General features: G+C 60.7%; 23 protein-coding genes, 1 tRNA gene and 1 pseudogene. 14 read left to right on the top strand and 11 right to left on the bottom strand.

Features of this window, described 5'->3' with window-relative positions; genetic code table 11:
• Nucleotides 1–166 precede the first annotated feature (166 nt).
• The 3 genes from RCCGE510_RS23875 to RCCGE510_RS23865 all read left to right on the top strand — a co-directional run bounded on the left by RCCGE510_RS23875 (nucleotide 167) and on the right by RCCGE510_RS23865 (nucleotide 3,506).
• Nucleotides 167–976, top strand: a complete 810-nt coding sequence (locus RCCGE510_RS23875) for a MerR family transcriptional regulator (protein WP_007634201.1) — start codon at nucleotides 167–169, stop codon at nucleotides 974–976.
• A 107-nt stretch (nucleotides 977–1,083) separates the two neighbouring features.
• Nucleotides 1,084–1,710 carry a ribonuclease D gene (locus tag RCCGE510_RS23870; RefSeq protein ID WP_007634200.1) on the top strand — a complete coding sequence of 209 codons (627 nt, stop codon included), beginning with the start codon at nucleotides 1,084–1,086 and terminating at the stop codon, nucleotides 1,708–1,710.
• Nucleotides 1,711–1,937: 227 nt separating this feature from the next.
• The gene (locus RCCGE510_RS23865; protein ID WP_007634198.1) at nucleotides 1,938–3,506 is read left to right on the top strand and encodes a hypothetical protein; all 1,569 of its coding nucleotides are present in this window, start codon (nucleotides 1,938–1,940) and stop codon (nucleotides 3,504–3,506) included.
• 75 nt (nucleotides 3,507–3,581) lie between these two features.
• Here RCCGE510_RS23865 and rpsA read toward each other — a convergent pair whose 3' ends face one another.
• Complete coding sequence (gene rpsA / locus RCCGE510_RS23860) at nucleotides 3,582–5,285, bottom strand: 30S ribosomal protein S1 (protein ID WP_007634197.1); 1,704 nt, start codon at nucleotides 5,283–5,285, stop codon at nucleotides 3,582–3,584.
• Nucleotides 5,286–5,458: 173 nt separating this feature from the next.
• Nucleotides 5,459–6,106 carry a (d)CMP kinase gene (cmk, locus tag RCCGE510_RS23855; protein ID WP_007634196.1) on the bottom strand — a complete coding sequence of 216 codons (648 nt, stop codon included), beginning with the start codon at nucleotides 6,104–6,106 and terminating at the stop codon, nucleotides 5,459–5,461.
• Between the two features lie 328 nt (nucleotides 6,107–6,434).
• Between cmk and RCCGE510_RS23850 the strand changes: the two genes are divergently transcribed.
• From RCCGE510_RS23850 to RCCGE510_RS23840, 3 genes are all read left to right on the top strand, one after another.
• The gene (locus RCCGE510_RS23850) at nucleotides 6,435–6,818 is read left to right on the top strand and encodes a TIGR02300 family protein (protein WP_007634195.1); all 384 of its coding nucleotides are present in this window, start codon (nucleotides 6,435–6,437) and stop codon (nucleotides 6,816–6,818) included.
• 150 nt (nucleotides 6,819–6,968) lie between these two features.
• Nucleotides 6,969–7,044: transfer RNA gene (locus RCCGE510_RS23845), tRNA-Ala, on the top strand.
• A gap of 101 nt (nucleotides 7,045–7,145) precedes the next feature.
• Nucleotides 7,146–7,415, top strand: a complete 270-nt coding sequence (locus RCCGE510_RS23840) for a GIY-YIG nuclease family protein (protein ID WP_007634194.1) — start codon at nucleotides 7,146–7,148, stop codon at nucleotides 7,413–7,415.
• A 54-nt stretch (nucleotides 7,416–7,469) separates the two neighbouring features.
• Here RCCGE510_RS23840 and RCCGE510_RS23835 read toward each other — a convergent pair.
• A pseudogene (locus RCCGE510_RS23835) lies at nucleotides 7,470–7,664 on the bottom strand (DUF2798 domain-containing protein).
• A gap of 276 nt (nucleotides 7,665–7,940) precedes the next feature.
• Between RCCGE510_RS23835 and RCCGE510_RS23830 the strand changes: the two are divergent.
• The gene (locus RCCGE510_RS23830; RefSeq protein WP_007634192.1) at nucleotides 7,941–8,663 is read left to right on the top strand and encodes a YoaK family protein; all 723 of its coding nucleotides are present in this window, start codon (nucleotides 7,941–7,943) and stop codon (nucleotides 8,661–8,663) included.
• A gap of 68 nt (nucleotides 8,664–8,731) precedes the next feature.
• A complete protein-coding gene (locus tag RCCGE510_RS23825; protein WP_007634191.1) occupies nucleotides 8,732–9,520 on the top strand; it encodes a YdcF family protein in 789 nt (262 codons plus the stop codon).
• A 1-nt stretch (nucleotide 9,521) separates the two neighbouring features.
• Here the strand turns inward: RCCGE510_RS23825 and RCCGE510_RS23820 are convergent, their stop codons facing one another.
• On the bottom strand, nucleotides 9,522–9,995 hold the full coding sequence (locus tag RCCGE510_RS23820) for a hypothetical protein (RefSeq protein WP_037079580.1): 474 nt from the start codon (nucleotides 9,993–9,995) through the stop codon (nucleotides 9,522–9,524).
• Nucleotides 9,996–10,109: 114 nt separating this feature from the next.
• Here RCCGE510_RS23820 and RCCGE510_RS23815 point away from each other — a divergent pair, with 114 nt between their 5' ends.
• On the top strand, nucleotides 10,110–10,745 hold the full coding sequence (locus RCCGE510_RS23815; RefSeq protein WP_007634188.1) for a trimeric intracellular cation channel family protein: 636 nt from the start codon (nucleotides 10,110–10,112) through the stop codon (nucleotides 10,743–10,745).
• Between the two features lie 7 nt (nucleotides 10,746–10,752).
• On the opposite strand, the gene irrA is transcribed toward RCCGE510_RS23815, so the two are convergent.
• Nucleotides 10,753–11,172: an iron response transcriptional regulator IrrA gene (gene irrA / locus RCCGE510_RS23810; protein WP_007634187.1), complete on the bottom strand. Its 420-nt coding sequence runs from the start codon at nucleotides 11,170–11,172 to the stop codon at nucleotides 10,753–10,755.
• A gap of 300 nt (nucleotides 11,173–11,472) precedes the next feature.
• Here irrA and fabA point away from each other — a divergent pair, with 300 nt between their 5' ends.
• The 5 genes from fabA to RCCGE510_RS23785 all read left to right on the top strand — a co-directional run bounded on the left by fabA (nucleotide 11,473) and on the right by RCCGE510_RS23785 (nucleotide 14,766).
• Nucleotides 11,473–11,988: a 3-hydroxyacyl-[acyl-carrier-protein] dehydratase FabA gene (gene fabA / locus RCCGE510_RS23805; protein ID WP_007634186.1), complete on the top strand. Its 516-nt coding sequence runs from the start codon at nucleotides 11,473–11,475 to the stop codon at nucleotides 11,986–11,988.
• A 42-nt stretch (nucleotides 11,989–12,030) separates the two neighbouring features.
• On the top strand, nucleotides 12,031–13,263 hold the full coding sequence (gene fabB, locus RCCGE510_RS23800; RefSeq protein WP_007634185.1) for a beta-ketoacyl-ACP synthase I: 1,233 nt from the start codon (nucleotides 12,031–12,033) through the stop codon (nucleotides 13,261–13,263).
• 4 nt (nucleotides 13,264–13,267) lie between these two features.
• Entirely contained in the window at nucleotides 13,268–14,074 is an 807-nt protein-coding gene (fabI, locus tag RCCGE510_RS23795; RefSeq protein ID WP_007634184.1) for an enoyl-ACP reductase FabI, read from the top strand.
• A 102-nt stretch (nucleotides 14,075–14,176) separates the two neighbouring features.
• Nucleotides 14,177–14,374: a type II toxin-antitoxin system HicA family toxin gene (locus RCCGE510_RS23790; RefSeq protein WP_037079572.1), complete on the top strand. Its 198-nt coding sequence runs from the start codon at nucleotides 14,177–14,179 to the stop codon at nucleotides 14,372–14,374.
• Nucleotides 14,371–14,766, top strand: a complete 396-nt coding sequence (locus tag RCCGE510_RS23785; protein WP_007634182.1) for a type II toxin-antitoxin system HicB family antitoxin — start codon at nucleotides 14,371–14,373, stop codon at nucleotides 14,764–14,766. The genes RCCGE510_RS23790 and RCCGE510_RS23785 overlap by 4 nt, the downstream gene beginning before the upstream one ends.
• Before the next feature lie 3 nt (nucleotides 14,767–14,769).
• Here the strand turns inward: RCCGE510_RS23785 and RCCGE510_RS23780 are convergent, their stop codons facing one another.
• From RCCGE510_RS23780 to rbfA, 6 genes are all read right to left on the bottom strand, one after another.
• Nucleotides 14,770–15,786, bottom strand: a complete 1,017-nt coding sequence (locus RCCGE510_RS23780; protein WP_007634181.1) for a class I SAM-dependent methyltransferase — start codon at nucleotides 15,784–15,786, stop codon at nucleotides 14,770–14,772.
• Nucleotides 15,787–15,963: 177 nt separating this feature from the next.
• Nucleotides 15,964–18,102 (bottom strand): polyribonucleotide nucleotidyltransferase, encoded by a 2,139-nt coding sequence (gene pnp, locus RCCGE510_RS23775; protein WP_007634180.1) that lies wholly within the window; start codon nucleotides 18,100–18,102, stop codon nucleotides 15,964–15,966.
• Between the two features lie 355 nt (nucleotides 18,103–18,457).
• Nucleotides 18,458–18,727: a 30S ribosomal protein S15 gene (gene rpsO / locus RCCGE510_RS23770; protein ID WP_007634179.1), complete on the bottom strand. Its 270-nt coding sequence runs from the start codon at nucleotides 18,725–18,727 to the stop codon at nucleotides 18,458–18,460.
• A 153-nt stretch (nucleotides 18,728–18,880) separates the two neighbouring features.
• The gene (locus RCCGE510_RS23765) at nucleotides 18,881–19,732 is read right to left on the bottom strand and encodes an alpha/beta hydrolase (protein ID WP_007634176.1); all 852 of its coding nucleotides are present in this window, start codon (nucleotides 19,730–19,732) and stop codon (nucleotides 18,881–18,883) included.
• 82 nt (nucleotides 19,733–19,814) lie between these two features.
• Nucleotides 19,815–20,747: a tRNA pseudouridine(55) synthase TruB gene (truB, locus tag RCCGE510_RS23760; RefSeq protein WP_007634175.1), complete on the bottom strand. Its 933-nt coding sequence runs from the start codon at nucleotides 20,745–20,747 to the stop codon at nucleotides 19,815–19,817.
• A 13-nt stretch (nucleotides 20,748–20,760) separates the two neighbouring features.
• Complete coding sequence (rbfA, locus tag RCCGE510_RS23755; RefSeq protein WP_007634174.1) at nucleotides 20,761–21,165, bottom strand: 30S ribosome-binding factor RbfA; 405 nt, start codon at nucleotides 21,163–21,165, stop codon at nucleotides 20,761–20,763.
• Nucleotides 21,166–21,176 lie beyond the last annotated feature (11 nt).

Here is a 21,176-nt window from a genome sequence, read left to right as displayed (position 1 = left end):
ATGTGCTCCTGCGCTGAAAAGGGGTTGGAATTATCTTGCAGAAGTTCTGCAAGGCATGTAGAAAACTCCTACATTTTTCCTGCAAGAAAACAAGCGGCATTTTTTGCTTCAAACATCACCCGTTTTGATGAATGCTCCCAGACGATTGGAATCGGGATGTTTCTGGATGAACGATAGCGGGCCTGTACGCTACAAGGTGGCGGAGGCCGCAAGGCTGGCGGGCGTTTCGGCTTCGACGCTGCGCCTCTGGGAAAGCCAGGGCCTGTTGGTTCCCGGCCGTTCGGAAACCGGCCATCGGCAATACAGCGCCGACGATGTGGCGCGGTTGAAGCGCATATCCTGGTTTCGTGTCGAACGTGGCCTCAATCCCGCGGCAATCCGCGAGGCCCTGGAAGGGGAGGAGCCTCCGGCCGATGGTGCGGAGGCAAGTCAGGGCGCCGGCCTTGGCCGCAAGCTGCGCAGCCTGCGCCATGCGAGCGGCAAGACGCTCGATCAGGTGGCCGGCGACATCGGCATCACCGCTTCGACGCTCTCGACGCTGGAACGCACCTCGCAGGGCGTGAGCTTCAAGACCCTGCATGACCTTGCCGAGTATTACGGCACCACCGTCTCGCGCCTTTCCGGCGAGGAAAACGAGGAGGGGTCGGCTGTGGTGCGTGCCGGGGCGTGGCGCACCTGGCCTGAAACAACGCCGGGAGTCGCGGTGCAGTTGCTCGCCGAAGGCCGCAGGATGATGGATTGCCACCGTTTCGTGCTGGCGCCGGGGGCGGCCAGCGAGGGCGCCTATCGCCATGAGGGCGAGGAATTCATGCATGTTCTGGCCGGCCGGCTCGAACTGGTGCTCGACAGCGATCAGTTTTTCGATCTCGGCCCGGGCGATTCGCTCTATTTCGAAAGCCGCCGCTATCATTCCTGGCGCAACCGCCACGACGGCGAAACCGTGCTTCTGTGGATCAACACGCCGCCGACATTCTGACCCATCCGCACAGGAAGCGGTTTCGCATGTTGCGGCTTTGCGCTATAGCGCTAAAACACGACGATTTCAGGCCGGTTCAGCCTGACATTCGAACGAGAGATAGTCTCATGGCGGCGACCATACGTTATCACGTAGGCGATATTTCCGCGGCCGATGCCGCCCGTTACACCGGCGCAATCGCCATCGACACCGAAACGCTCGGCCTGGTGCCGCGCCGGGATCGGCTCTGTGTCGTCCAGCTTTCGCCGGGTGACGGCACCGCCGACGTCATCCGCATCGCCGCCGGCCAGAAAGAAGCCCCCAATCTTGTCGCCCTGCTCGAAGATCCCACTCATCAGAAGATCTTTCATTACGGCCGCTTCGATATTGCCGTGCTCTTCCATACTTTCGGCGTCACGACGACGCCGGTGTTCTGCACCAAGATCGCCTCGCGCCTGATCCGGACCTATACCGATCGCCACGGGCTCAAGGACAATCTCAAGGAAATGCTCGACGTCGATGTCTCCAAGGCGCAGCAATCGTCCGATTGGGCGGCCGAGCCGCTGTCTCAAGCCCAGCTCGAATATGCCGCATCCGATGTGCTCTATCTGCACGCGTTGCGCGACAAGCTGACGGAGCGCCTGCTTCGCGACGGCCGGTTCGACCATGCGACGGCCTGCTTTGCATTCCTGCCGACCCGCGCCAAGCTCGACCTGCTCGGCTGGGAAGAGGCCGATATCTTCGCCCATAGCTGAGTAAATTGCCTGCGACATGCATGAAAATAGGGACCGTCGACCGGCGTGTCCGCGGCGTTAGCGATTCGTTAACGCCTCTTTCCTAAAATTCCCATTAATGTTTATGCATTTCGATGACGCAATTGCGTCATGCGGATAGGAGGATCTGCTGGGATGCAAGGGGGCCGGATGAGCGCGGTCCTTTTATAGAGCCTGCTTTCATCGTCACTTTGCGAAAGGAGCATGCCATGTTGACTCCCGTTCGTGCAGCGTCCAATGCAAGCTTTTCGTCCCAAGGCCAGACTGCGGCGATCGTCGCCGGCGGCCTCGGCCGTTCCGTGATTGCGCCCGCGCCTGTTAACGCCGTTGAAGCCGCCGACCTGAATTCCGCCATTGCCGGCAAGCTCAATATCCTGCTGCTTGCCGCGCGTGAGCGCATGGTCGAAGCCCTTTTCGATGCCATCGACGCCGCCGGCCGCGCGATCTCGCTCGATCGCGGCGAGGACGAGACCAATCTTGCCTTCGCCTCCCGGCTTGCCGATGCCATCCAGCGGCTGCCGGCCGTCAGGATCGACGAGCTCGAGCGCCAACTCACCGGAGAAGGCCATAGCCTGCCGCTTCGGACGATCGCCGCGGCCCTGAAGAACCCTACAGGCCCGGAAGCTGCCCGCATCGTCGCCTATCTGGAAATTCTCCGCTACAAGGATCGCGATCTCGCCGCTCGCGCCGTCGTGCGCTCCTATGGCCAGAACGACGCGTCGCCGATGCGCGCCGAAACCCGGCCGGAGATCCAGCTGCATGAGGACAGCGGGCCCGCCGCCATGCGCCAGCCCCCAGACAAGCTGTCCGTGGCGGCCGATCCGCTGATCGAGGCCGCAGCTTTGGCAACCACCGACGAAGCGGTCATCGCAGAAGCCGTGGACACGGCCGATTTTGAAAGGCCGCAGGCTGAAAACCGGGCGCAGTCCGCGTCGGCGGCGGCAAACGAGATCGCCCCTGATAAATCCGCCCCGCAGGAGATCGACGCCGCGCAGGCCTTGCCGGCTGAAGCGACAGCGGCTGACGACGCGGCGGAAACGCCGGAAACGCCGGCCGTCCAGCCTCGCACGGTGTCGGAAAAAGGCGATCCCGTCATTCCCAGGAACTGGACGGGCATTGTCGCTTCGATGACCGAAGAGGTCTCCGAGTTGATCGTCACCATCATCCGCGAGCAGGATATCGAAGCCGTCTTGGAGGACGGTCCCGTCGAGGCAGCCGTCGAGATCGATGTGATCCTCGACGAAGCGGTCATCAGCGATGCGGCCGAAACCTTGACCAGGCAGCCGGCGGAGTTAGCAGCACCCGATGCGCGCCAGTCCGCAGCGCTTCGCCCTTCGCCGATGGATACCGAGTTCGTGGCAGCGGCTGCCCGCCAGCCGAAAGAGACCGCCGCGCCGCCGCCAATGATGCCGATTCCCGAGACGGCCGAGGCTGCCTATCTACCGCTGGCGGCAAGGATGCCGGAAGGACTTGCCTATACGCAACTGCCCTACCAGTTTGCCAAGGATGTCCCGTCGAACGAGAAGGCGGGTGAGACGAGCCCACAGCATCAGCACCACCACGATGGGGCGCCGCCAGAGCAGCAGCAAGGGGATGAACAGCAGGAGGATCAGGCGCAGTCGGGCAGCGGGGATGCCACGCCCGATCTGGAAGCTGCCAGCGCGGCACCTGAGCGCAGGACGCCGAGGATGATTGATTCCGAGCCGACGCCGTATCAGTCAGGCGCGGCCGCCGACCCGGTCTATGCGCTCTATCAGCGCATGGTCGGCTGGGAATAATTTTTTACCGCCCGAAAATGAAGAACCCGCCGGATCGCTCCGGCGGGTTCTTCAATTCAAAGGCGGATGCGAGGCTTATTCGCCGCCGCGGTTCTTCAGGGCTGCGCCCAGGATGTCGCCGAGCGAAGCGCCGCTGTCGGACGAACCGAACTGGGCAACGGCTTCCTTCTCTTCCGCAATCTCCAGAGCCTTGATGGACAGCATGATCTTGCGGTCCTTCTTGGAGAAGTTGGTGACGCGGGCGTCGAAGACCTGGCCGACCGAGAAGCGCTCAGGACGCTGTTCGTCGCGGTCGCGGGCGAGGTCAGCGCGACGGATGAAGGAAGTGATGTCCTCGTGGTTGACGAGCTTCACTTCAACGCCGCCGTCGTTGACTGCGATGACTTCGCAGGAAACGACTGCATTCTTGCGCAGATCGCCCGATGCAGCGGCATCGCCGACCGCATCCTTGCCGAGCTGCTTGATGCCGAGCGAGATACGTTCCTTCTCGACATCGACGTCGAGAACGACGGCCTTGACGACGTCACCCTTGTTGAACTCCTCGATGACCTGTTCGCCCGGACGGTTCCAGTCGAGGTCGGAGAGGTGCACCATGCCGTCGACATCGCCGTCGAGGCCGATGAACAGGCCGAATTCGGTCTTGTTCTTGACTTCGCCTTCGACTTCAGTGCCGGCCGGATGGCTGCGGGCGAATGCTGCCCACGGGTTTTCCAGCGTCTGCTTGAGGCCGAGCGAGATACGGCGCTTGGACGGATCGACTTCGAGAACGACGACTTCGACTTCCTGAGTCGTGGACAGGATCTTGCCGGGGTGAACGTTCTTCTTGGTCCAGGACATTTCCGAGATGTGGATCAGGCCTTCGATGCCCGGCTCCAGCTCGACGAATGCACCGTAGTCGGTGATATTCGTAACGGTACCGGAAATCTTCTTGCCTTCCGGATACTTGGCCTGGATGCCATCCCACGGATCGCTCTCGAGCTGCTTCATGCCGAGCGAGATGCGGTGGGTTTCCTGGTTGATGCGGATGATCTGAACCTTGACCTGCTGGCCGATGTTCAGGATTTCCGACGGATGGTTCACACGGCGCCATGCCATGTCGGTTACGTGCAGCAGGCCGTCGATGCCGCCGAGGTCGACGAACGCACCGTAATCGGTGATGTTCTTGACGACGCCGTCGACAACCTGGCCTTCTTCGAGGTTCTGAACGATTTCAGAACGCTGCTCGGCACGGGACTCTTCCAGAACCGTACGGCGCGAAACCACGATGTTGCCGCGTCGCTTGTCCATCTTGAGGATTTCGAAGGGCTGCGGGTTGTGCATCAGCGGAGTGACGTCGCGGATCGGGCGGATATCGACCTGCGAACGCGGCAGGAAGGCAATCGCACCGTCGAGGTCGACCGTGAAGCCGCCCTTGACCTGGTTGAAGATCACACCTTCGACGCGCTCGCCGGCTTCGAACTTGGCTTCGAGCTTGACCCAGCTTTCTTCGCGGCGAGCCTTCTCGCGCGACAGAACTGCTTCGCCGAGCGCGTTTTCAATGCGCTCAACGTAAACTTCGACTTCATCGCCAACCTTGAGCTGGCCGTCCTTGGCGCGGGCGCCGAATTCCTTGAGCGCGATGCGGCCTTCGACCTTCAGGCCGACGTCAACAACGGCGACATCCTTTTCGATGCCCGTGACGATACCCTTGGTAACATAGCCTTCGGCCAGATCGTTCTTGGCAAAGGACTCTTCGAGAAGGGCCGCGAAATCCTCGCGAGAGGGAGTAGCTACTGACATAAAATCTCCTGCGTGTCCTGATAGCGAAGCGGACACGTACGCGCCGGTTGGTTTGCGTTGAACGGGCCTGAACCCAGTCCGCCCCCTTTCACGAGGGCAATCCGGCGCTTGGACGGAATTTCAGGCTGCATTAACAGCGATCCATGCGTCTCAGCATGCGAAATCGCTTCAATTTAGGCATTTCGGCTCAAGACCGCATCGATGATCGATTGTGCAGCTTGAAACGCGGCCTCTATACTCATTTCCGACGTATCAAGCAAGTGCGCATCATCAGCTGGTTTCAAAGGGCTGTCGGCCCGTCCCATGTCGCGTTCGTCGCGCCGTTTGACGTCCTCGAAAATCGCATCGAAATCGGCCGTCGCCCCCTTGCCGAGAATCTCGTCGTAACGGCGTCTTGCCCGGACCTCCGGCGTCGCCGATACATAGAGTTTGACGGGCGCATCCGGGCAGACGACCGTGCCGATATCACGCCCGTCGAGCACCGTACCCGGCGCCTTTATCGAAAACCGCCGCTGCGCCTCGACCAGCGCCCGACGCACCGCCGGCATGATGGCTATCTTCGAGGCGGCTTCACCGATCTCATGTTTGGAAAGTATATCGCGATCCAATCCAGCGAGTTCAACCTCGCGCGCGACCTTTTCTGCCACCGCCTCGTCGTCGAGCGGCAGACCGGCGTCGAGCAGCGCCTTGGCCGTGGCGCGATAGAGCAGGCCCGTATCCAGATGATGGAAGCCGTATCGCTCGGCGATGCGGCGCGAAAGCGTGCCCTTGCCGGCGGCGGCCGGGCCATCGATGGCGATGGTAAAGGTCTTCATTGTCATGTGATCGATCCTGGGGCCGCGGGCTCACAGGCCTTGGCGCGGAGCCATGCATAGCGTAATCATTTGTAAACGCATAGCATTTCCTTCGCAAGGCCGCCTTTTCCGACGACAATCTTCGCTACGCTCTGCGGCTGCCGCGGCTCGTTACCATACACCCGCCGGCCGGTCATCCGGCGGCCGCGGAAATAGCCTGCGCTCTGATCCTAAAGTTTGGCTTTGACATGGGAAGCCACAGCGATTAAGGGGACCGGCTTATAAATTCCGATGGAACGCCGGCTTGATCGGCATTTGCCGAATCTCGCATTCGGCCATTCTCACGAGGCTTATAGTGGCGAAAGCGGAACTTGGAACCAAGCGTACCGATCCGGAAACCGGCAAGAAGTTTTATGATCTGAACCGGGATCCGGTCGTTTCACCTTATACCGGCAAGTCCTACCCCCTGTCCTTCTTCCAGGAAACCTCGGCGATCGCCGACGTTGCCGAGGAAGACGAGGTCGCGGAAGTCGATACTGAAAACACTGAAGTCGAACTGGTTTCGCTTGAGGATGCCGATGAAGCCGCCTCCGGCGACGACATCCCCGATATCGGCGACGACGATGTCGAAATCGAAGACGATGACGACGACGATACCTTCCTGACACCCGACGAAGACGATGACGACGACGACATGAGCGATATCATCGGCGTGACCGGCGACGAAGACGAAGTCTGACGGCTACATTTCGGCCCGGTGAGGAAAAAATTCTCCGGGCCGGATTATTTAGGCTTGCTATCTCCGAAAACCGGAAGTAATAAGCCGCCACTCCGAAGGGCACGCCTTGAGGAGTATCCCAGGACCGGCGCTCAGCCGGACCACCTTGATGGGGCTATAGCTCAGCTGGGAGAGCGCTTGCATGGCATGCAAGAGGTCAGCGGTTCGATCCCGCTTAGCTCCACCACGCTTCGCCCTTACGGGCTTCGCGTGGCGCAGCCGCGAGAGACCGTTAGGCCGAAGCAGTGCCCGGCATAGCCCGAAGGGCGACGACGGGCTGAAACGCTGATGTGGTACGTCTATATTCTCCGCAGCGTTGATTTTCCCGATCAGGAATACACCGGCTCTACCGCAGATCTGAAACAACGATTCGCCGCTCACAACGCCGGAAAATCCACCCACACGGCCAAATTCGCACCATGGAATTTGCTCTGGTATTGCGCCTTTCCCGACAAGCACAAAGCCCTTGAATTCGAAACATACCTGAAATCGCATTCCGGCAGAGCTTTTGCCGGCAAGAGATTGGTCCAGCCGGATCCGGATCCAGGTAAACTCTAGCCTCCCCGCGTCGCCCCGGCAGACCGCTCCCACAGCCCGCCGGCGCCTCGCGCCTCACATCTCGACGATAACCGCCGTCACCCGCTTCACCACCGGCAGCATCAATAGCAGGACGGGAAAGGCGATTGCCCAGGAAAGCGCCCATGCGGAGGGCCACATGGCAAGAGCCGGCGCGGTCAGGCCCTATACTCGAAGGATGCTGATGGCCGAGACGACTGAGGTCATCAGCAGCGACAGAATGAGCGGCATGACGACGGAATTGTAACGTTTGGGAAGTTTGCCCTTGGCATGTTGATCTCCATAAGCTGCCGATCAGAACAATTGCGCATCGCCGACCGGCGGATTGCGCGTTGATTGACGTAAACGCTTACGGAGCTTCGATCTGAAGCAACGCTGTCTCTATGGCCGAAATAGTTTTGCCGTTCAAGTCAAGCTCCATTCCCTCCTGGTCGTCTTTGCCAATTCCTCAATGAAAGGAATTATCCTTGTTGCCGAAATCTCAGCGATTCGGCTTCAGGACCCGCAATGACCAGAGCAAGACGCCGCCGCCTCATCCGCACCCGACGGACCGTGACCGGGATCGCCCTCGTTGGATCGATTTCGTTTCTTGCCGGCATGACCGATGCGACCGGCCTGCTGCTGACCGGCGATTTTGTCTCCTTCATGACCGGCAATACGACGCGGGCCGCACTGGCCTTGAGCCAGGGCAACCTCTATCACGCCGCTGTACTGATCTCCGCCATCCTGGTTTTCGTGCTCGGCAATGCGGCCGGCATTGTCATCGCCCATTTTTCGCAACGCCGCATTTTCGTGGTGCTTGGATGCGTCGGCCTCGTCCTCGCACTTGCTTCGATGATGACGATGCAAAACTTGCTGCTGGCGCGCTTCTATTTGATCGTTCTTGCCATGGGCATGGTGAACGCCGCTGTCGAGCAAATCGAAGGCCTGCCGATCGGGCTGACTTATGTCACAGGCGCCTTGTCGCGCTTCGGCCGCGGCATCGGCCGCTGGATCATCGGCGATCGCCGTATCGAATGGACGATCCAGATCGTGCCCTGGGGCGGCATGCTGCTCGGGGCGATTGCCGGCGCCCTCCTGACGCGGCTGACCGGCGCGCATGCGCTGTGGCTGGTCTCCCTTTTTGCCATGGTGCTGGCGTTTGTCGCCAGGTTCATCCCCCGGCCGCTCCAGCGGCGCTTCAACCAGAAGATCGCGCCGCATCGATCGGCCGTCGCGCGGGCGAAATAGAGCCGTCGCATTCCTGTCACCGTCGAATCGGATAGGAAGGAGCGCCGTCCGTCCTGAAGGAGTAGGTCTTGTTCCTGATTTCGAAGCTTGTCTGGATTTTCGCTCAGCCGCTGTCGCTGGTATTCCTTCTCGTCTTCCTTGCGCTCATTGCCGGCCTTCTGCGCTGGCGTATCTTGAGTCTCCTCGGCGCAGCCGGTTCGGTCTTGATCCTCTTCGTCACGCTCTACACCACGGCCGGCAACCTCATGATGCAGGGTCTCGAGCAGCGCTTCGCAAAGCCCGCGGCTGATCCGGAGAACCTGCAATGCATGATCGTGCTCGGCGGTGCTTTCGAAAACGAGGTGAACACGGCGCGCCATGGCATAGAATTCAACGCCGCGGCCGACCGCTTCATCGAAGCTCTGCGGCTCGCGCAGACATTTCCGCAGTCGCGCATTCTGGTGTCGGGCGGCGACGGCTCGCTTTCGGGCATCTACGAAGGCGATGCCGCGGCATCCGAGCGTTTCTTCCCGCTCTTCCGCGTCGGCAGGGATCGCCTGATCGAGGAGAAGCAGTCGCGCACCACCTTCGAAAACGCCGTCAATACCAAGGAATTCCTCGCAAGCCAGGGGCTTTCCAGTTGCCTGCTGATCACCTCGGGTTTTCATATGCCGCGCTCCGTCGGCATCTTCCGCAAGCTCGGCATCGATATCGTGCCCTGGCCGACCGATTATCGCACCGACGGTGAGGTGAGGCCGGGGTTGGATTTCACCCAGCCGAACCTCAATGCGCAGAACATGGCGACGGCGATCCGCGAATGGTACGGCCTGGTCGGCTATTATCTCGCCGGCCGGACGTCGGAGCTCTATCCGGGCTGAGTCACTTCTTCGAAATGGTGACGAATTTCGTCCCGCGGACGCGGGCCGTCACGATGCAGGGGTCACCTTCGGTGCGGTCGCAGAAGCGCGGATGCATCTTCATCGCCAGCACCATGTTGCCGAAGCGCTGGACGAAGTCGTAGCCATAGATCTGCGCCGTCGCGATCATGAAATAACCGCCTTCCGCCACCTGCAGGTAAAAATTATAGGTGCAGCCGTCGTCATTGCATTGCGGCCCCTTCTGCCCGTCGCAGGTGAGCTCGCCCTCGTTGACCACCGCGTCGATCAGCCCGTCATTGTTGATGTCCTGCCGGGTGACGAAGCCGTCGGCGAATTCGGCCGTCTTGCACTGCTCCTGGAAATGTTTCTTCTCGTAGATCTCCGGATCGGAAATCAGCGATTGCTGGCCGAAGGCGACAGCCGGCATGACGAGCAGCAGGACGATATTCAGAACGGCGAGCACCAGCGTTTTCACAGCTTTCCTCTTTTGGATAAAGGCTCCATCACCCGGCTTTATGGCCGCGCCGCCTTGCGCCGCCCTTGCCGCCATGGTTCTTTCCGTAAAACTTCTGCCGGTTCCGGGGTCCGCATGTCCTTGCTCGTCTATCTCGATTATGCCGGCATTGCGCTATTTGCTGCGACAGGCGCGCTTGCCGCCTCGCGCAAGCAGCTGGACCTGATCGGCTTTCTGTTTTTCGCCATGGTCACGGGAACGGGCGGCGGCACCGTGCGCGATATCGTGCTCGGCCGCGTGCCGGTTTTCTGGGTGCTGAACCCCGCCTATATCCTCGTCTGCTGCGTCATGGGCGTCGTCGTTTTCTTTACCGCCCACCTGCTGGAATCGCGCTATCGCCTGCTGATCTGGCTGGATGCGATCGGTCTTGCCGCCTATTGCGTGCTCGGCGCCGCCAAGGGCCTTGCCGCCACCGGTTCGCCGACCATCGCGATCGTCACCGGCACGCTGACGGCGACCTTCGGCGGCATTCTGCGCGATCTGATGGCAAACGAGCCTTCGGTGCTTTTGCGGCCGGAAATCTACGTGACTGCAGCCCTTATCGGCGCCGGTGTGTTCACGCTCGCCAATGGCCTGGGAATGCCGCTCTATCTGGCGTCTGCCTGCGGCGTCGTGGCGGCCTTTGCGGTGCGCGGCGGAGCACTGTGGTTTGGCTGGACCTTCCCGACCTACAGGCACAAGCCCGGCCGGCATCCCGACGATGTGATGTGAAGCGGCGTCAGCGCTGCTTCGCCCGCAGGCGGATCACCACGTCGACATGGGCGATTTCCATCCCCTCCGGCGGTTCCGGCAGATTGGCGATCGTCAAATTGCTGACCGGAATATCGAGCACCTCGTTTTCGCCTTCGACGAAGAAATGGTGGTGGTCGGAAACATTGGTGTCGAAATAGGTCCTGGCGCTCTCGACGGCGAGAACGCGGATCAGACCGGCTTCGGTGAACTGGTGCAGCGTGTTGTAGACGGTTGCCAGTGATACCGGCACGCCGGCGGCGACCGCCTCTTCATGCAGTTCCTCGACGGTCAGGTGCCGGTCACCCTTGGCAAACAGGAGGTCGCCAAGCGCGACACGCTGGCGGGTGGGGCGCAGGCCCGCGCCGCGCAGCCTGACCTCTATTGCGATCGGGAGTGCACCCGTCATCAAAACCAACTCCGGTTATTCCTGCATAAATCAATCATGTTTCTTCAAGCGGTATAACTTTTGCACCGGAGCCTTTCAATAGTTCAATGGGGACAAGAGCCTGATAAACGCGGCCAAAACGGGCTTTTGACGCAAATAGGTCTGGTCGCAGCCCTGGCCTTCCTGTATGCGACCACCAAATAATAGCGCAAGCTTGGTCCAGGACCGTGAATGAAGCTGCCTTGATCGTGCTTCATTTTCTGAAGAACTTGGACTACACGTTCACATCCATGGGCTCACGCGGGAGGGAAAAGAAACTTTATGACGACCAGACAATCCAGCTTCTCGTACGACGAACTCATCGCCTGCGCACATGGCGAGCTGTTCGGGCCCGGCAACGCGCAGCTTCCGCTGCCGCCCATGCTGATGGTTCACCGGATCACCGATATTTCCGAAACGGGCGGCACCTTCGACAAGGGTTACCTCAGGGCCGAATACGACGTACGTCCTGACGATTGGTATTTTCCCTGCCATTTCGAAGGCAATCCGATCATGCCGGGCTGCCTCGGCCTCGATGGCATGTGGCAGCTGACCGGCTTTTTCCTGGGCTGGCTCGGCGAGGCAGGCCGCGGCATGGCGCTGTCAACCGGCGAAGTGAAATTCAAGGGCATGGTCAGGCCGCAGACGAAGCTGATCGAATATGGCATCGACTTCAAGCGTGTCATGCGCGGCCGTCTGGTCCTCGGCACGGCCGACGGCTGGCTGAAGGCCGATGGCGAGACCATATACCAGGCGGCCGATCTTCGCGTCGGTCTCTCGAAAGACAAGACGGCCTGAACCGCACCTCAAGCGGCTCACGAAACAAAAAGGTTTGATCAGATGAGACGGGTAGTTGTCACGGGTCTGGGTGTCGTGTCCTCGATCGGAAACGACGCCGCCGAAGTCACCGAATCCTTGCGGCAGGCAAAGTCGGGTATTTCCTTCTCCAGCGACTTCGCAGAACACGGTTTCAAGTGCCAGGTCTGGGGCAGCCCCAAGCTCGGTTCGGCGGAGCTGGCGGAACTGGTCGATCGCCGCGCCATGCGCTTCCTGTCGCAGGGCGGCGCCTGGAACCATGTCGCCATGAAGCAGGCACTGGCCGATTCCGGGCTCGAAGAGAAGGACTACGCTCAGAATGAGCGCACCGGCATCATCATGGGCTCAGGCGGTCCGTCTACCCGCACCCTGATCGAGGCGGCGGAGATCACCGTGAAGAACAACAGCCCGAAGCGCATCGGCCCCTTCGCCGTGCCGAAGGCGATGTCCTCGACCGCATCGGCCACGCTCGCCACCTGGTTCAAAATCCACGGCGTCAATTATTCGATTTCGTCGGCCTGCTCGACATCGGCGCACTGCATCGGCAACGCCGCCGAGATGATCCAATGGGGCAAGCAGGACGTGATGTTCGCCGGCGGCCACGAAGATCTCGACTGGACGATGTCCAATCTCTTCGATGCCATGGGCGCCATGTCCTCCAAGTACAACGATACCCCCGATACGGCCTCGCGCGCCTATGACGTCAACCGCGACGGTTTCGTCATCGCTGGCGGCGCCGGCGTGCTGGTGCTCGAGGAGCTGGAGCACGCCAAGGCCCGCGGCGCCAAGATCTACGCCGAAATCGTCGGCTACGGCGCAACCTCGGACGGCTACGATATGGTCGCCCCTTCGGGCGAGGGCGCCATCCGCTGCATGCGCCAGGCGCTCGCCACCGTCAAAGGCGATGTCGACTATGTCAACACCCACGGTACCTCGACGCCGGTCGGCGACAGCAAGGAAATTGGCGCCATCCGCGAGGTATTCGGCGCCAAGATCCCGCATATTCAGTCGACCAAGTCACTGACCGGCCATTCGCTGGGTGCAGCCGGCGTGCAGGAATCGATCTATTCCCTGCTGATGATGCAGCATGGCTTCATCGGCGAAAGCGCTCATATCTCCGAGCTCGATCCGGAATTCGAAGGCGTGCCAATCGTGCGCAAGCGTATCGACGATGCAAAGGTCGACATCGCCCTCTCCAACTCCTTCGGCTTCGGCGGCACCAACGCCACGCTGGTCTTCCAGCGCTATAACGGATAACCACATGTCGGGAATCATGCAGGGTAAGCGCGGCCTCATCATGGGCGTCGCAAACAACCATTCGATCGCCTGGGGGATTTCAAAAGCTCTCGCCGCACAGGGTGCGGAACTCGCCTTTACCTATCAGGGCGATGCGCTGGGCAAGCGCGTCAAGCCGCTCGCTGCCGAGGTCGGCTCGGATTTCGTTCTGCCCTGCGATGTCGAAGACGTCGCCTCGGTCGATACCGTGGTCGACGCGATCAGCGAGCGCTGGGGCAAGCTCGATTTCATCGTCCACGCCATCGGTTTTTCCGACAAGAACGAGCTGAAGGGTCTCTACGCCGATACGACGCGTGAGAATTTCAGCCGCACCATGGTCATTTCCTGTTTCTCCTTCACCGAGATCGCCAAGCGCTGCGCTCCGTTGATGGAGGATGGCGGTGCGATGCTGACGCTGACCTATAACGGTTCGACCCGCGTCATCCCGAATTACAACGTCATGGGCGTCGCCAAGGCAGCGCTCGAGGCTTCGGTGCGTTATCTCGCCGCCGATTACGGTCCGCGCGGCATCCGCGTCAACGCCATATCGGCCGGCCCGATCCGCACGCTGGCCGGCGCCGGCATCTCCGATGCGCGCGCCATCCTTTCCTGGAACCAGCGCAATGCACCGCTGCGCAAGGCCGTGACCATCGATCAGGTCGGCGGTTCGGCTCTCTACCTGCTTTCCGACCTTTCCGCCGGCGTCACCGGTGAAATCCATTTCGTCGACGCCGGTTTTAACGTCACCTCCATGCCGACGCTGGACATGTTGCGCGGAGCCGACGTCGAATAAGAGCCCTATTCCGAAGTTCCAAGGCCATGCGCATCATAATGCGCATGGCCTTGCTGTTTTGTCCGGGAGAGTTATATTGGAAAAAGGATTATGGGGCGGTCCGTGGAGCGAAACAGTCAGAAGATCATCGCCAGGTTGAAGCGGGAAGGCTTCGAAGTCGTTTCGATTAAAGGCTCGCATCACAAGCTTCGAAGAGGCGATCAGACCATCATCGTGCCGCACCCGAAAAAGGATCTGCCGACCGGCACCGCGCTTGCTATTGCAAAGCAGGCCGGGTGGAGTGTGAGTGACAAATCATGAGATATTTCATTGCCCTCGTGCATAAGGACAGAGACAGCGCTTTTGGTATCAGCTTTCCAGATCTGCCGGCGGTATTCTCCGCTGCCGATGAGGAAGAAGACCTCACCGCTTGCGCCATAGAAGCACTTCGCCTTTGGGCGGAAGACGAAATCCTGCCGATGCCCTCCTCATACGACGAGATCAGTTCCCGGCAGGATATCCGCACGCAGCTGGCCGAGGGTGCTTTTCTGACGCGCGTTCCTTTTATCGAGGATACCACGCGCACCGTTCGAGCCAATGTAACCTTCGACAAAGGCATGTTGGAGGCAATTGACAAGGCTGCGAAAGAGCGCGGCTTGACCCGTTCGGCTTTCCTTGCGAGTGCGGCCCGCAAGGATATCGAGGCTGCATAATGCTTATTTCTTCGCCCACAGAACCTTGAAGCGGGCGTTACGGCAGGTTTCGCCGCTTTCCTTGAAATTCGCCGCCAGAACCGGCTCGTAAGGCAGGCCACGATTGGCCACCAGCAGCAGACGGCCGCCGCCGCGAAGCGCGGATGCGGCTGTCTTGATCATTGCCTGGCCGAGCGCCGGATCGGCGGCATGCCCTTCGTGGAAGGGCGGGTTCATGATGACGAGATCGTACTTGTCCTTGACCGGCTCGCCCGCCAGGTCATGCCAGAAGAAGCGTGCAGGCGCCTTCGGGCAGTTCTCTGCCAGATTATCCCTCGCGGCCTCCAGAGCCGCGTGATCGGCCTCGTAGAGGTCGAGGCGGGTCAGTCCACGCGACTTCTGCGCCATCTCAGCGGAGAGATAACCCCATCCGGCGCCGAAATCCGCGACGTCGCCGGTAAAATCCTGCGGCAGGCGCGAGGCGAGCAATTCCGATCCGGCATCGATCCGGTCATGCGAGAACATGCCGGCGGTGGCATGGAATCGGCCGTCGACGCGCACCGGCGCTTTTACCAGCTTGGAGACGATGTCGCCGGCATCCGCAGGGCGGCCGAACCAGAAGGCGACACCGTGATATTTCGGCATATGGTCGATTGCGAGGTTGAAACCTTCGAGGCGCTTGCGCAGCGGCTGGATGCCGTCTTCCTTGGCGCCGGCAACGACGATCAGGCCGCCGACCCGCGTGCGGGCGATTGCCGCGGCGAGATTGGCCTCGTTCTCGCCTTTGTGCTTTGTGCAGAGCACCAGCGCGGCATCATAGTCCTCGCCGTCGATGTCGGGCTTTGCGTCGATCCGCTGCGCCAGCAACTGTCGATAGAGCGGCCGGAAGCCCTGAACGGCGCTGAGCGAGGCGGCAAAGCCTTCCGGCAGCGCAAAGCCGGCCTCGGCGCCGAGGAAGAGCACGCGCTCGCCCTCGCCGGGCGCTGCGACTGTGCCGCTGGCAAAGGGATGGAACAGTGTCTTCAGGGTCTCGCGGCTCATGGGTCTCGTCTCGTTAAAGCATGTCGCGCAAAAGTGTTGAGCGATTTTGCGGCCACGACATGCGCAAAACCAGAAACCTAAAGTGTGGCGGGCGATCGGAAAGATTGCGCCAGATTATAGGATACAAAAAGGGCGCGGAAGATTCCCGCGCCCGGAATTAAATCTGGAAGGCGCGGCTTATTCGGCCGCTTCTTCCTTCTTCTTTTCGTTCGGGATTTCCTGGCCGGTGGCCTGGTCGACAACCTTCATCGACAGGCGAACCTTGCCGCGTTCGTCGAAGCCGAGCAGCTTGACCCAGACCTTGTCGCCTTCCTTGACAACGTCCTGCGTCTTCGCAACACGCTCGGAAGCAAGCTGCGAGATGTGGACGAGGCCGTCGCGGGCGCCGAAGAAATTGACGAAGGCGCCGAAGTCGGCGGTCTTGACGACCGTACCTTCGTAGACCTGGCCGATCTCGGGCTCGGCAACGATCGAGTGGATCCACTTGCGGGCCGCTTCGATCTCCTTGCCGGAGGAGGAGGCGATCTTGACGGTGCCGTCGTCCTCGATGTTGATCTTCGCGCCGGTCTTTTCGACGATTTCGCGAATGACCTTGCCGCCGGAGCCGATGACTTCACGGATCTTGTCGACCGGGATGTTCATGACTTCGATGCGCGGAGCGAACTCGCCGAGCTGGCCGCGGCTTTCGGTGATGGCCTTGGACATTTCGCCGAGGATGTGGGTGCGACCGCCCTGAGCTTGGCCAAGGGCAACCTTCATGATCTCTTCGGTGATGCCGGCGATCTTGATGTCCATCTGCAGCGAGGTAATGCCGTCGGCGGTCCCTGCAACCTTGAAGTCCATGTCGCCGAGGTGGTCTTCGTCACCGAGAATGTCGGAGAGCACGGCGAAGCGATCGCCTTCCAGGATCAGACCCATGGCGATACCGGCAACCGGCTTTGCCAGCGGAACGCCGGCGTCCATCAGAGCGAGCGAGGTGCCGCAAACGGTGGCCATCGAGGACGAGCCATTCGACTCGGTGATCTCGGAGACGACGCGCAGCGTGTAGGGGAACTGCTCGGGCGTCGGCAGCATCGGACGGATCGCGCGCCATGCGAGCTTGCCGTGGCCGATTTCGCGGCGACCCGGGGAGCCCATGCGGCCGGTCTCGCCAACCGAGTAGGGAGGGAAGTTGTAATGGAGCAGGAAACGTTCCTTGTACATGCCCGTCAGGCTGTCGACATACTGCTCGTCTTCGCCGGTGCCGAGCGTGGCAACGACGATCGCCTGCGTCTCACCGCGGGTGAACAGTGCCGAACCATGGGTGCGCGGCAGCAGGCCGACTTCCGAAACGATCGGGCGAACGGTCGACAGATCGCGGCCGTCGATGCGGCTCTTGGTGTCGAGGATGTTCCAGCGGACGATTTTCGCCTGCAGATGCTTGAAGACCGCGCCGATGACTTCGGCGCTGTACTTCGGCTCGACGCCTTCCGGGAAGAAGTGAGCCTTGACCTTCGCCTTGACGGCGTCGACGGCAGCGTAGCGATCAGCCTTCTGGGTGATCTTGTAGCCTTCGCGCAGTTCGGCTTCGAAATGCTTCAGCATTTCGGCTTCGAGTTCGGAGTGGTCTTCCGGCTGGAAGTCGCGGGGTTCCTTGGCGGCCACTTCGGCGAGCTTGATGATCGCGTCGAGAACCGGCTGGAAGCCCTTGTGGCCGAACATGACGGCACCGAGCATGACCTCTTCGTTGAGTTCCTTTGCTTCGGATTCAACCATCAGCACGGCGTCGTAGGTGCCGGCGACGACGAGGTCGAGGCTCGACTCGTCCATCTCGTCGAGATGCGGGTTAAGAACGTATTCGCCGTTGATGTAGCCGACGCGCGCGCCGCCGACCGGACCCATGAAGGGAATGCCTGAGAGCGTGAGCGCTGCAGACGCAGCAACCATCGACAATACGTCGGGATCGTTTTCAAGGTCGTGCTGAACGACGGTGACGACGACCTGCGTGTCGTTCTTGTAGCCTTCCGGGAACAGCGGGCGGATCGGGCGGTCGATCAGGCGGGAAACCAAGGTTTCCTTTTCGCTCGGACGTCCCTCGCGCTTGAAATAGCCGCCGGGGATCTTGCCGGCTGCGTAGGTCTTTTCCTGGTAGTTGACGGTGAGCGGAAAGAAGTCCTGGCCGGGCTTCGGCGACTTGGCCGAAACGACGGTGGCGAGAACGACTGTTTCGCCGTAGGTGGCGAGAACCGCACCGTCGGCCTGACGGGCGATCTTGCCGGTTTCGAGCTTCAGCGGGCGGCCGGCCCACTCGATTTCGACTGTGTGTGTATTAAACATGTCTTGTCCTTCAATGCGGGAGCACGCGCCATCGCCGATATCAAGGCGCAGCGCACAGTCGACCGCAAGCAATGTGACGTATCACGGGCAAGACAACGGGAGGCTTTTCGTCCTCGGTTTCCTCGGCAATCCGAGGTCCGTGGGAAAACCAGGCCAAAGCCTCAAGAAGCCTTGGCCGAAAGCATCCGGCAATCCTGCCCCATGACAGGTCAACGGTTGGTTTGGCAGAACCGGCCCATCCGGGTCCGCCGGTCTTTTCCACCGCTCGGAGATAGGGCGCGGCTGGAACATTTCATCGGGAACCATGTCCCGAAACAGATCCGGCGGGCACTTGGAAAGCGCCCGCCGGACAATCTTAGCGGCGGATACCCAGGCTGGAAATCAGCTTGGAATAACGGCCTTCATCCTTCTTCTTGAGATAATCAAGAAGCGAGCGGCGGCTCGAAACCATCGTCAACAGGCCACGGCGGGAATGGTTATCCTTCTTGTGGTCCTTGAAGTGTCCGGTCAGGTTGTTGATGCGTTCGGTCAGGATCGCGACCTGGACTTCCGGAGAACCGGTATCGCCTTCGACGGTTGCGTATTCCTTGATCAGCGCAGACTTGCGCTCAGCAGTGATCGACATCGGGTGATCCTTTCTAAGAGAGGAGATAAAGGTCGCCAAAAGCCGGGATGTCGTCCAGCTTTGGCCGTGAATGCGAACAGGCGAACCTGACGCTGGCGCTGCCTATAAACCAAATAAGCAGCGATGGAAAGAGGGGAGCTCCCGCAGCGGTTTTCAGCGGCCCGCCATGGCCTCCCGGATCATTGCATCGTAACCTTCGGGATCCTGCAGCATGGCGAAATGGCTGGCGTTTTTCAGGATCACGAGCCTTGCGCCCGGAATGTCTTTTGCCATCATCTCGGTATGGTCGAGCTTCACCGCCTCGTCATGGTCGCCGATGGCAAGCGTCACAGGCACTGTGATCCTTCCAAGGTCGGCTGCCGTCCAGTTCGGCTGTGTCGCCCACATCTCGGAGATCTGAGAGACGAAGGCGTCGTACTCGTTCGGTGTCGGCGACAGCTTCCGGTAATAGTCGCCGGCGACGTTGATGTAGTCGTTGAAGGTCTTGTTGCTCATCACATCTGGCTTTACGCCGTCGGTGGTGACGTTGGCCGCCTGGGCGATCACGCGCGTCAGCTTTTCCGGATGGTTCATCGCCATGTCGATGCCGATGATGCCACCGTCGGACCATCCCACAAGCGTAACCTTGCCGATCTTCAGATGGTCGAGAAGCGCGACATAGTCTGAGGTCATCAGATCGTAGCCGAAAGGCTGCTGGCTGCGCGTCGAGCGCCCATGCCCGCGGCTGTCAGCAACGATGACCAGGTGATCCCTGGCGAAATCGGCGATCTGATGACCCCAGACCTCGGCATTTCCAAGACCGCCATGGATGAAGAGGATCGGGTCGCCCTCACCATATTCGGCGTAGTACATCTTGATGTCGTTCACATCGGCCATGCCGCTTGTCTTCGGCACGGGCATCGAAGGGAAGGCCGGGAGCTCGGCCCAGCGCTCGGCGGATTGAGCGCCGGCAACGGTCAGGAACATCGAAAAGAACGTCAGTATTCCAACAGTGAGTGCGCGCATGATTTTCCCCTCGGGCCACAATGACCCGAAAGGAAGATATTGCATCGCTATCGACTGGCAATCGCCGTCACGAACAAACAGCTCAGCCGAAAACGCGCTTCGGGCGAAACTCGCCCTCGCCGATCTCGCCGATCGCAATCAGCCGGCCGCGGGCCGTCGCATAGGCCTCGCTTTCGGCAACCGGCGCATCACGGCCGCGCACGAGGATCGGGTTGCCCATCTTCAGCCGATGCGCCTGGTCGTCGTTGATGACGAGATGGGGAAGGGCGGAAAGTGCCTCGCAGGTGTTGATCAGCAGCGCGTCGAGGGCCGCAAGCCGCTCGTCCATATCTTCGATCGCCTCCAGCGCCACAAGGTCTGCGAGCGGCACCATGGCCTCTTCGGCGAAGGGCGCGACAAAGCTGCGCCGCAGCCCGGACACGTGGCCGTAGCAGCCGAGCTCCCGGCCAAAATCGCGGGCAAGCGCCCTGACATAGGTACCCTTGCCGCATTCGACTTCGAAATGCGCGGTATTGGCATCCGGGCAGGCGAGCAATGTCAGCCGGAAGATATCGACTTCGCGCGAGGGAATTTCGACAACTTCGCCTTCGCGCGCCAGATCATAGGCGCGTTCACCCGATATCTTGATCGCCGAAAACTGCGGCGGCACCTGGCTGATGGTGCCGATATAGCTGGGCAGGATATCGCGGATCTGCTGTTCGCTCGGGCGCGTGTCCGAGCTTTTGGTCACTTCGCCCTCGAGATCGTCCGTTGCCCGTTCCTCGCCCCAACTGACCGTAAATTCATAGATCTTGCGGCCGTCCATCACATAGGGAACGGTCTTGGTCGCATCGCCGAGCGCGATCGGCAGCATGCCGGAGGCGAGCGGATCGAGCGTGCCGGCATGACCGGCCTTCTGCGCCTTGTAGAGCCACTTGATCTTGGAAACGGCTTCCGTCGAGCCGAAATCCACCGGCTTGTCGAGGATCAGCCAGCCGGAAATCGGCCGGCCCTTGGGTTTGCGTGGTTTGGACATGCGTCTCTTCTGTTTATTGTTCGTCATTATCGCCGTCGAGGTCGCGTCGGACTTCGGGCGAACGCAGCAGCTCGTCGATTTTTTTGTAGTTGTCGAAGCTGGTATCGTCACGGAAGCGCACCTCCGGCATGTATTTCATCTGCCGAAGCTGCTGCCCGAGGCGCCCGCGGATATACCTCGCATTACGGTTCAACGCCTCGATGACGATGCTGTGGTCGGAAACGCCGAGCGGTGTCACATAGGCGGTGGCGATCTTGAGGTCGGTTGACATGCGCACTTCCGAGATCGAGATCACGGTCGCTTCGATGATGTCGTCACGCACTTCGCCGCGCTGCAGCACCTGGGTGATCGCGGCGCGAACCTGTTCGCCAACGCGCAGCATGCGCTGCGAAGGCGCGGAAGAAGTCGATCTGGTCATTGTTATCTCTA

Source organism: Rhizobium sp. CCGE 510 (assembly GCF_000292525.1).
Taxonomy (GTDB): Bacteria; Pseudomonadota; Alphaproteobacteria; order Rhizobiales; family Rhizobiaceae; genus Rhizobium.
Note: the sequence above shows the minus strand (reverse complement) of the source record. Positions and strands in the feature narration are given on the sequence as shown.

Excerpts from the sequence above, each read along its gene's own strand:
- rbfA (WP_007634174.1), bottom strand. The coding sequence starts at position 21,165 with ATGACCAGATCGACTTCTTCCGCGCCTTCGCAGCGCATGCTGCGCGTT.
- cmk (WP_007634196.1), bottom strand. The coding sequence starts at position 6,106 with ATGACAATGAAGACCTTTACCATCGCCATCGATGGCCCGGCCGCCGCC.
- RCCGE510_RS23875 (WP_007634201.1), top strand. The coding sequence starts at position 167 with ATGAACGATAGCGGGCCTGTACGCTACAAGGTGGCGGAGGCCGCAAGG.
- RCCGE510_RS23830 (WP_007634192.1), top strand. The coding sequence starts at position 7,941 with ATGACCAGAGCAAGACGCCGCCGCCTCATCCGCACCCGACGGACCGTG.
- RCCGE510_RS23870 (WP_007634200.1), top strand. The coding sequence starts at position 1,084 with ATGGCGGCGACCATACGTTATCACGTAGGCGATATTTCCGCGGCCGAT.
- RCCGE510_RS23840 (WP_007634194.1), top strand. The coding sequence starts at position 7,146 with ATGTGGTACGTCTATATTCTCCGCAGCGTTGATTTTCCCGATCAGGAA.
- RCCGE510_RS23865 (WP_007634198.1), top strand. The coding sequence starts at position 1,938 with ATGTTGACTCCCGTTCGTGCAGCGTCCAATGCAAGCTTTTCGTCCCAA.
- pnp (WP_007634180.1), bottom strand. The coding sequence starts at position 18,102 with ATGTTTAATACACACACAGTCGAAATCGAGTGGGCCGGCCGCCCGCTG.
- fabI (WP_007634184.1), top strand. The coding sequence starts at position 13,268 with ATGTCGGGAATCATGCAGGGTAAGCGCGGCCTCATCATGGGCGTCGCA.
- RCCGE510_RS23780 (WP_007634181.1), bottom strand. The coding sequence starts at position 15,786 with ATGAGCCGCGAGACCCTGAAGACACTGTTCCATCCCTTTGCCAGCGGC.
- fabB (WP_007634185.1), top strand. The coding sequence starts at position 12,031 with ATGAGACGGGTAGTTGTCACGGGTCTGGGTGTCGTGTCCTCGATCGGA.
- rpsA (WP_007634197.1), bottom strand. The coding sequence starts at position 5,285 with ATGTCAGTAGCTACTCCCTCTCGCGAGGATTTCGCGGCCCTTCTCGAA.
- RCCGE510_RS23815 (WP_007634188.1), top strand. The coding sequence starts at position 10,110 with ATGTCCTTGCTCGTCTATCTCGATTATGCCGGCATTGCGCTATTTGCT.
- rpsO (WP_007634179.1), bottom strand. The coding sequence starts at position 18,727 with ATGTCGATCACTGCTGAGCGCAAGTCTGCGCTGATCAAGGAATACGCA.
- irrA (WP_007634187.1), bottom strand. The coding sequence starts at position 11,172 with ATGACGGGTGCACTCCCGATCGCAATAGAGGTCAGGCTGCGCGGCGCG.
- truB (WP_007634175.1), bottom strand. The coding sequence starts at position 20,747 with ATGTCCAAACCACGCAAACCCAAGGGCCGGCCGATTTCCGGCTGGCTG.
- RCCGE510_RS23785 (WP_007634182.1), top strand. The coding sequence starts at position 14,371 with ATGAGATATTTCATTGCCCTCGTGCATAAGGACAGAGACAGCGCTTTT.
- RCCGE510_RS23765 (WP_007634176.1), bottom strand. The coding sequence starts at position 19,732 with ATGCGCGCACTCACTGTTGGAATACTGACGTTCTTTTCGATGTTCCTG.
- fabA (WP_007634186.1), top strand. The coding sequence starts at position 11,473 with ATGACGACCAGACAATCCAGCTTCTCGTACGACGAACTCATCGCCTGC.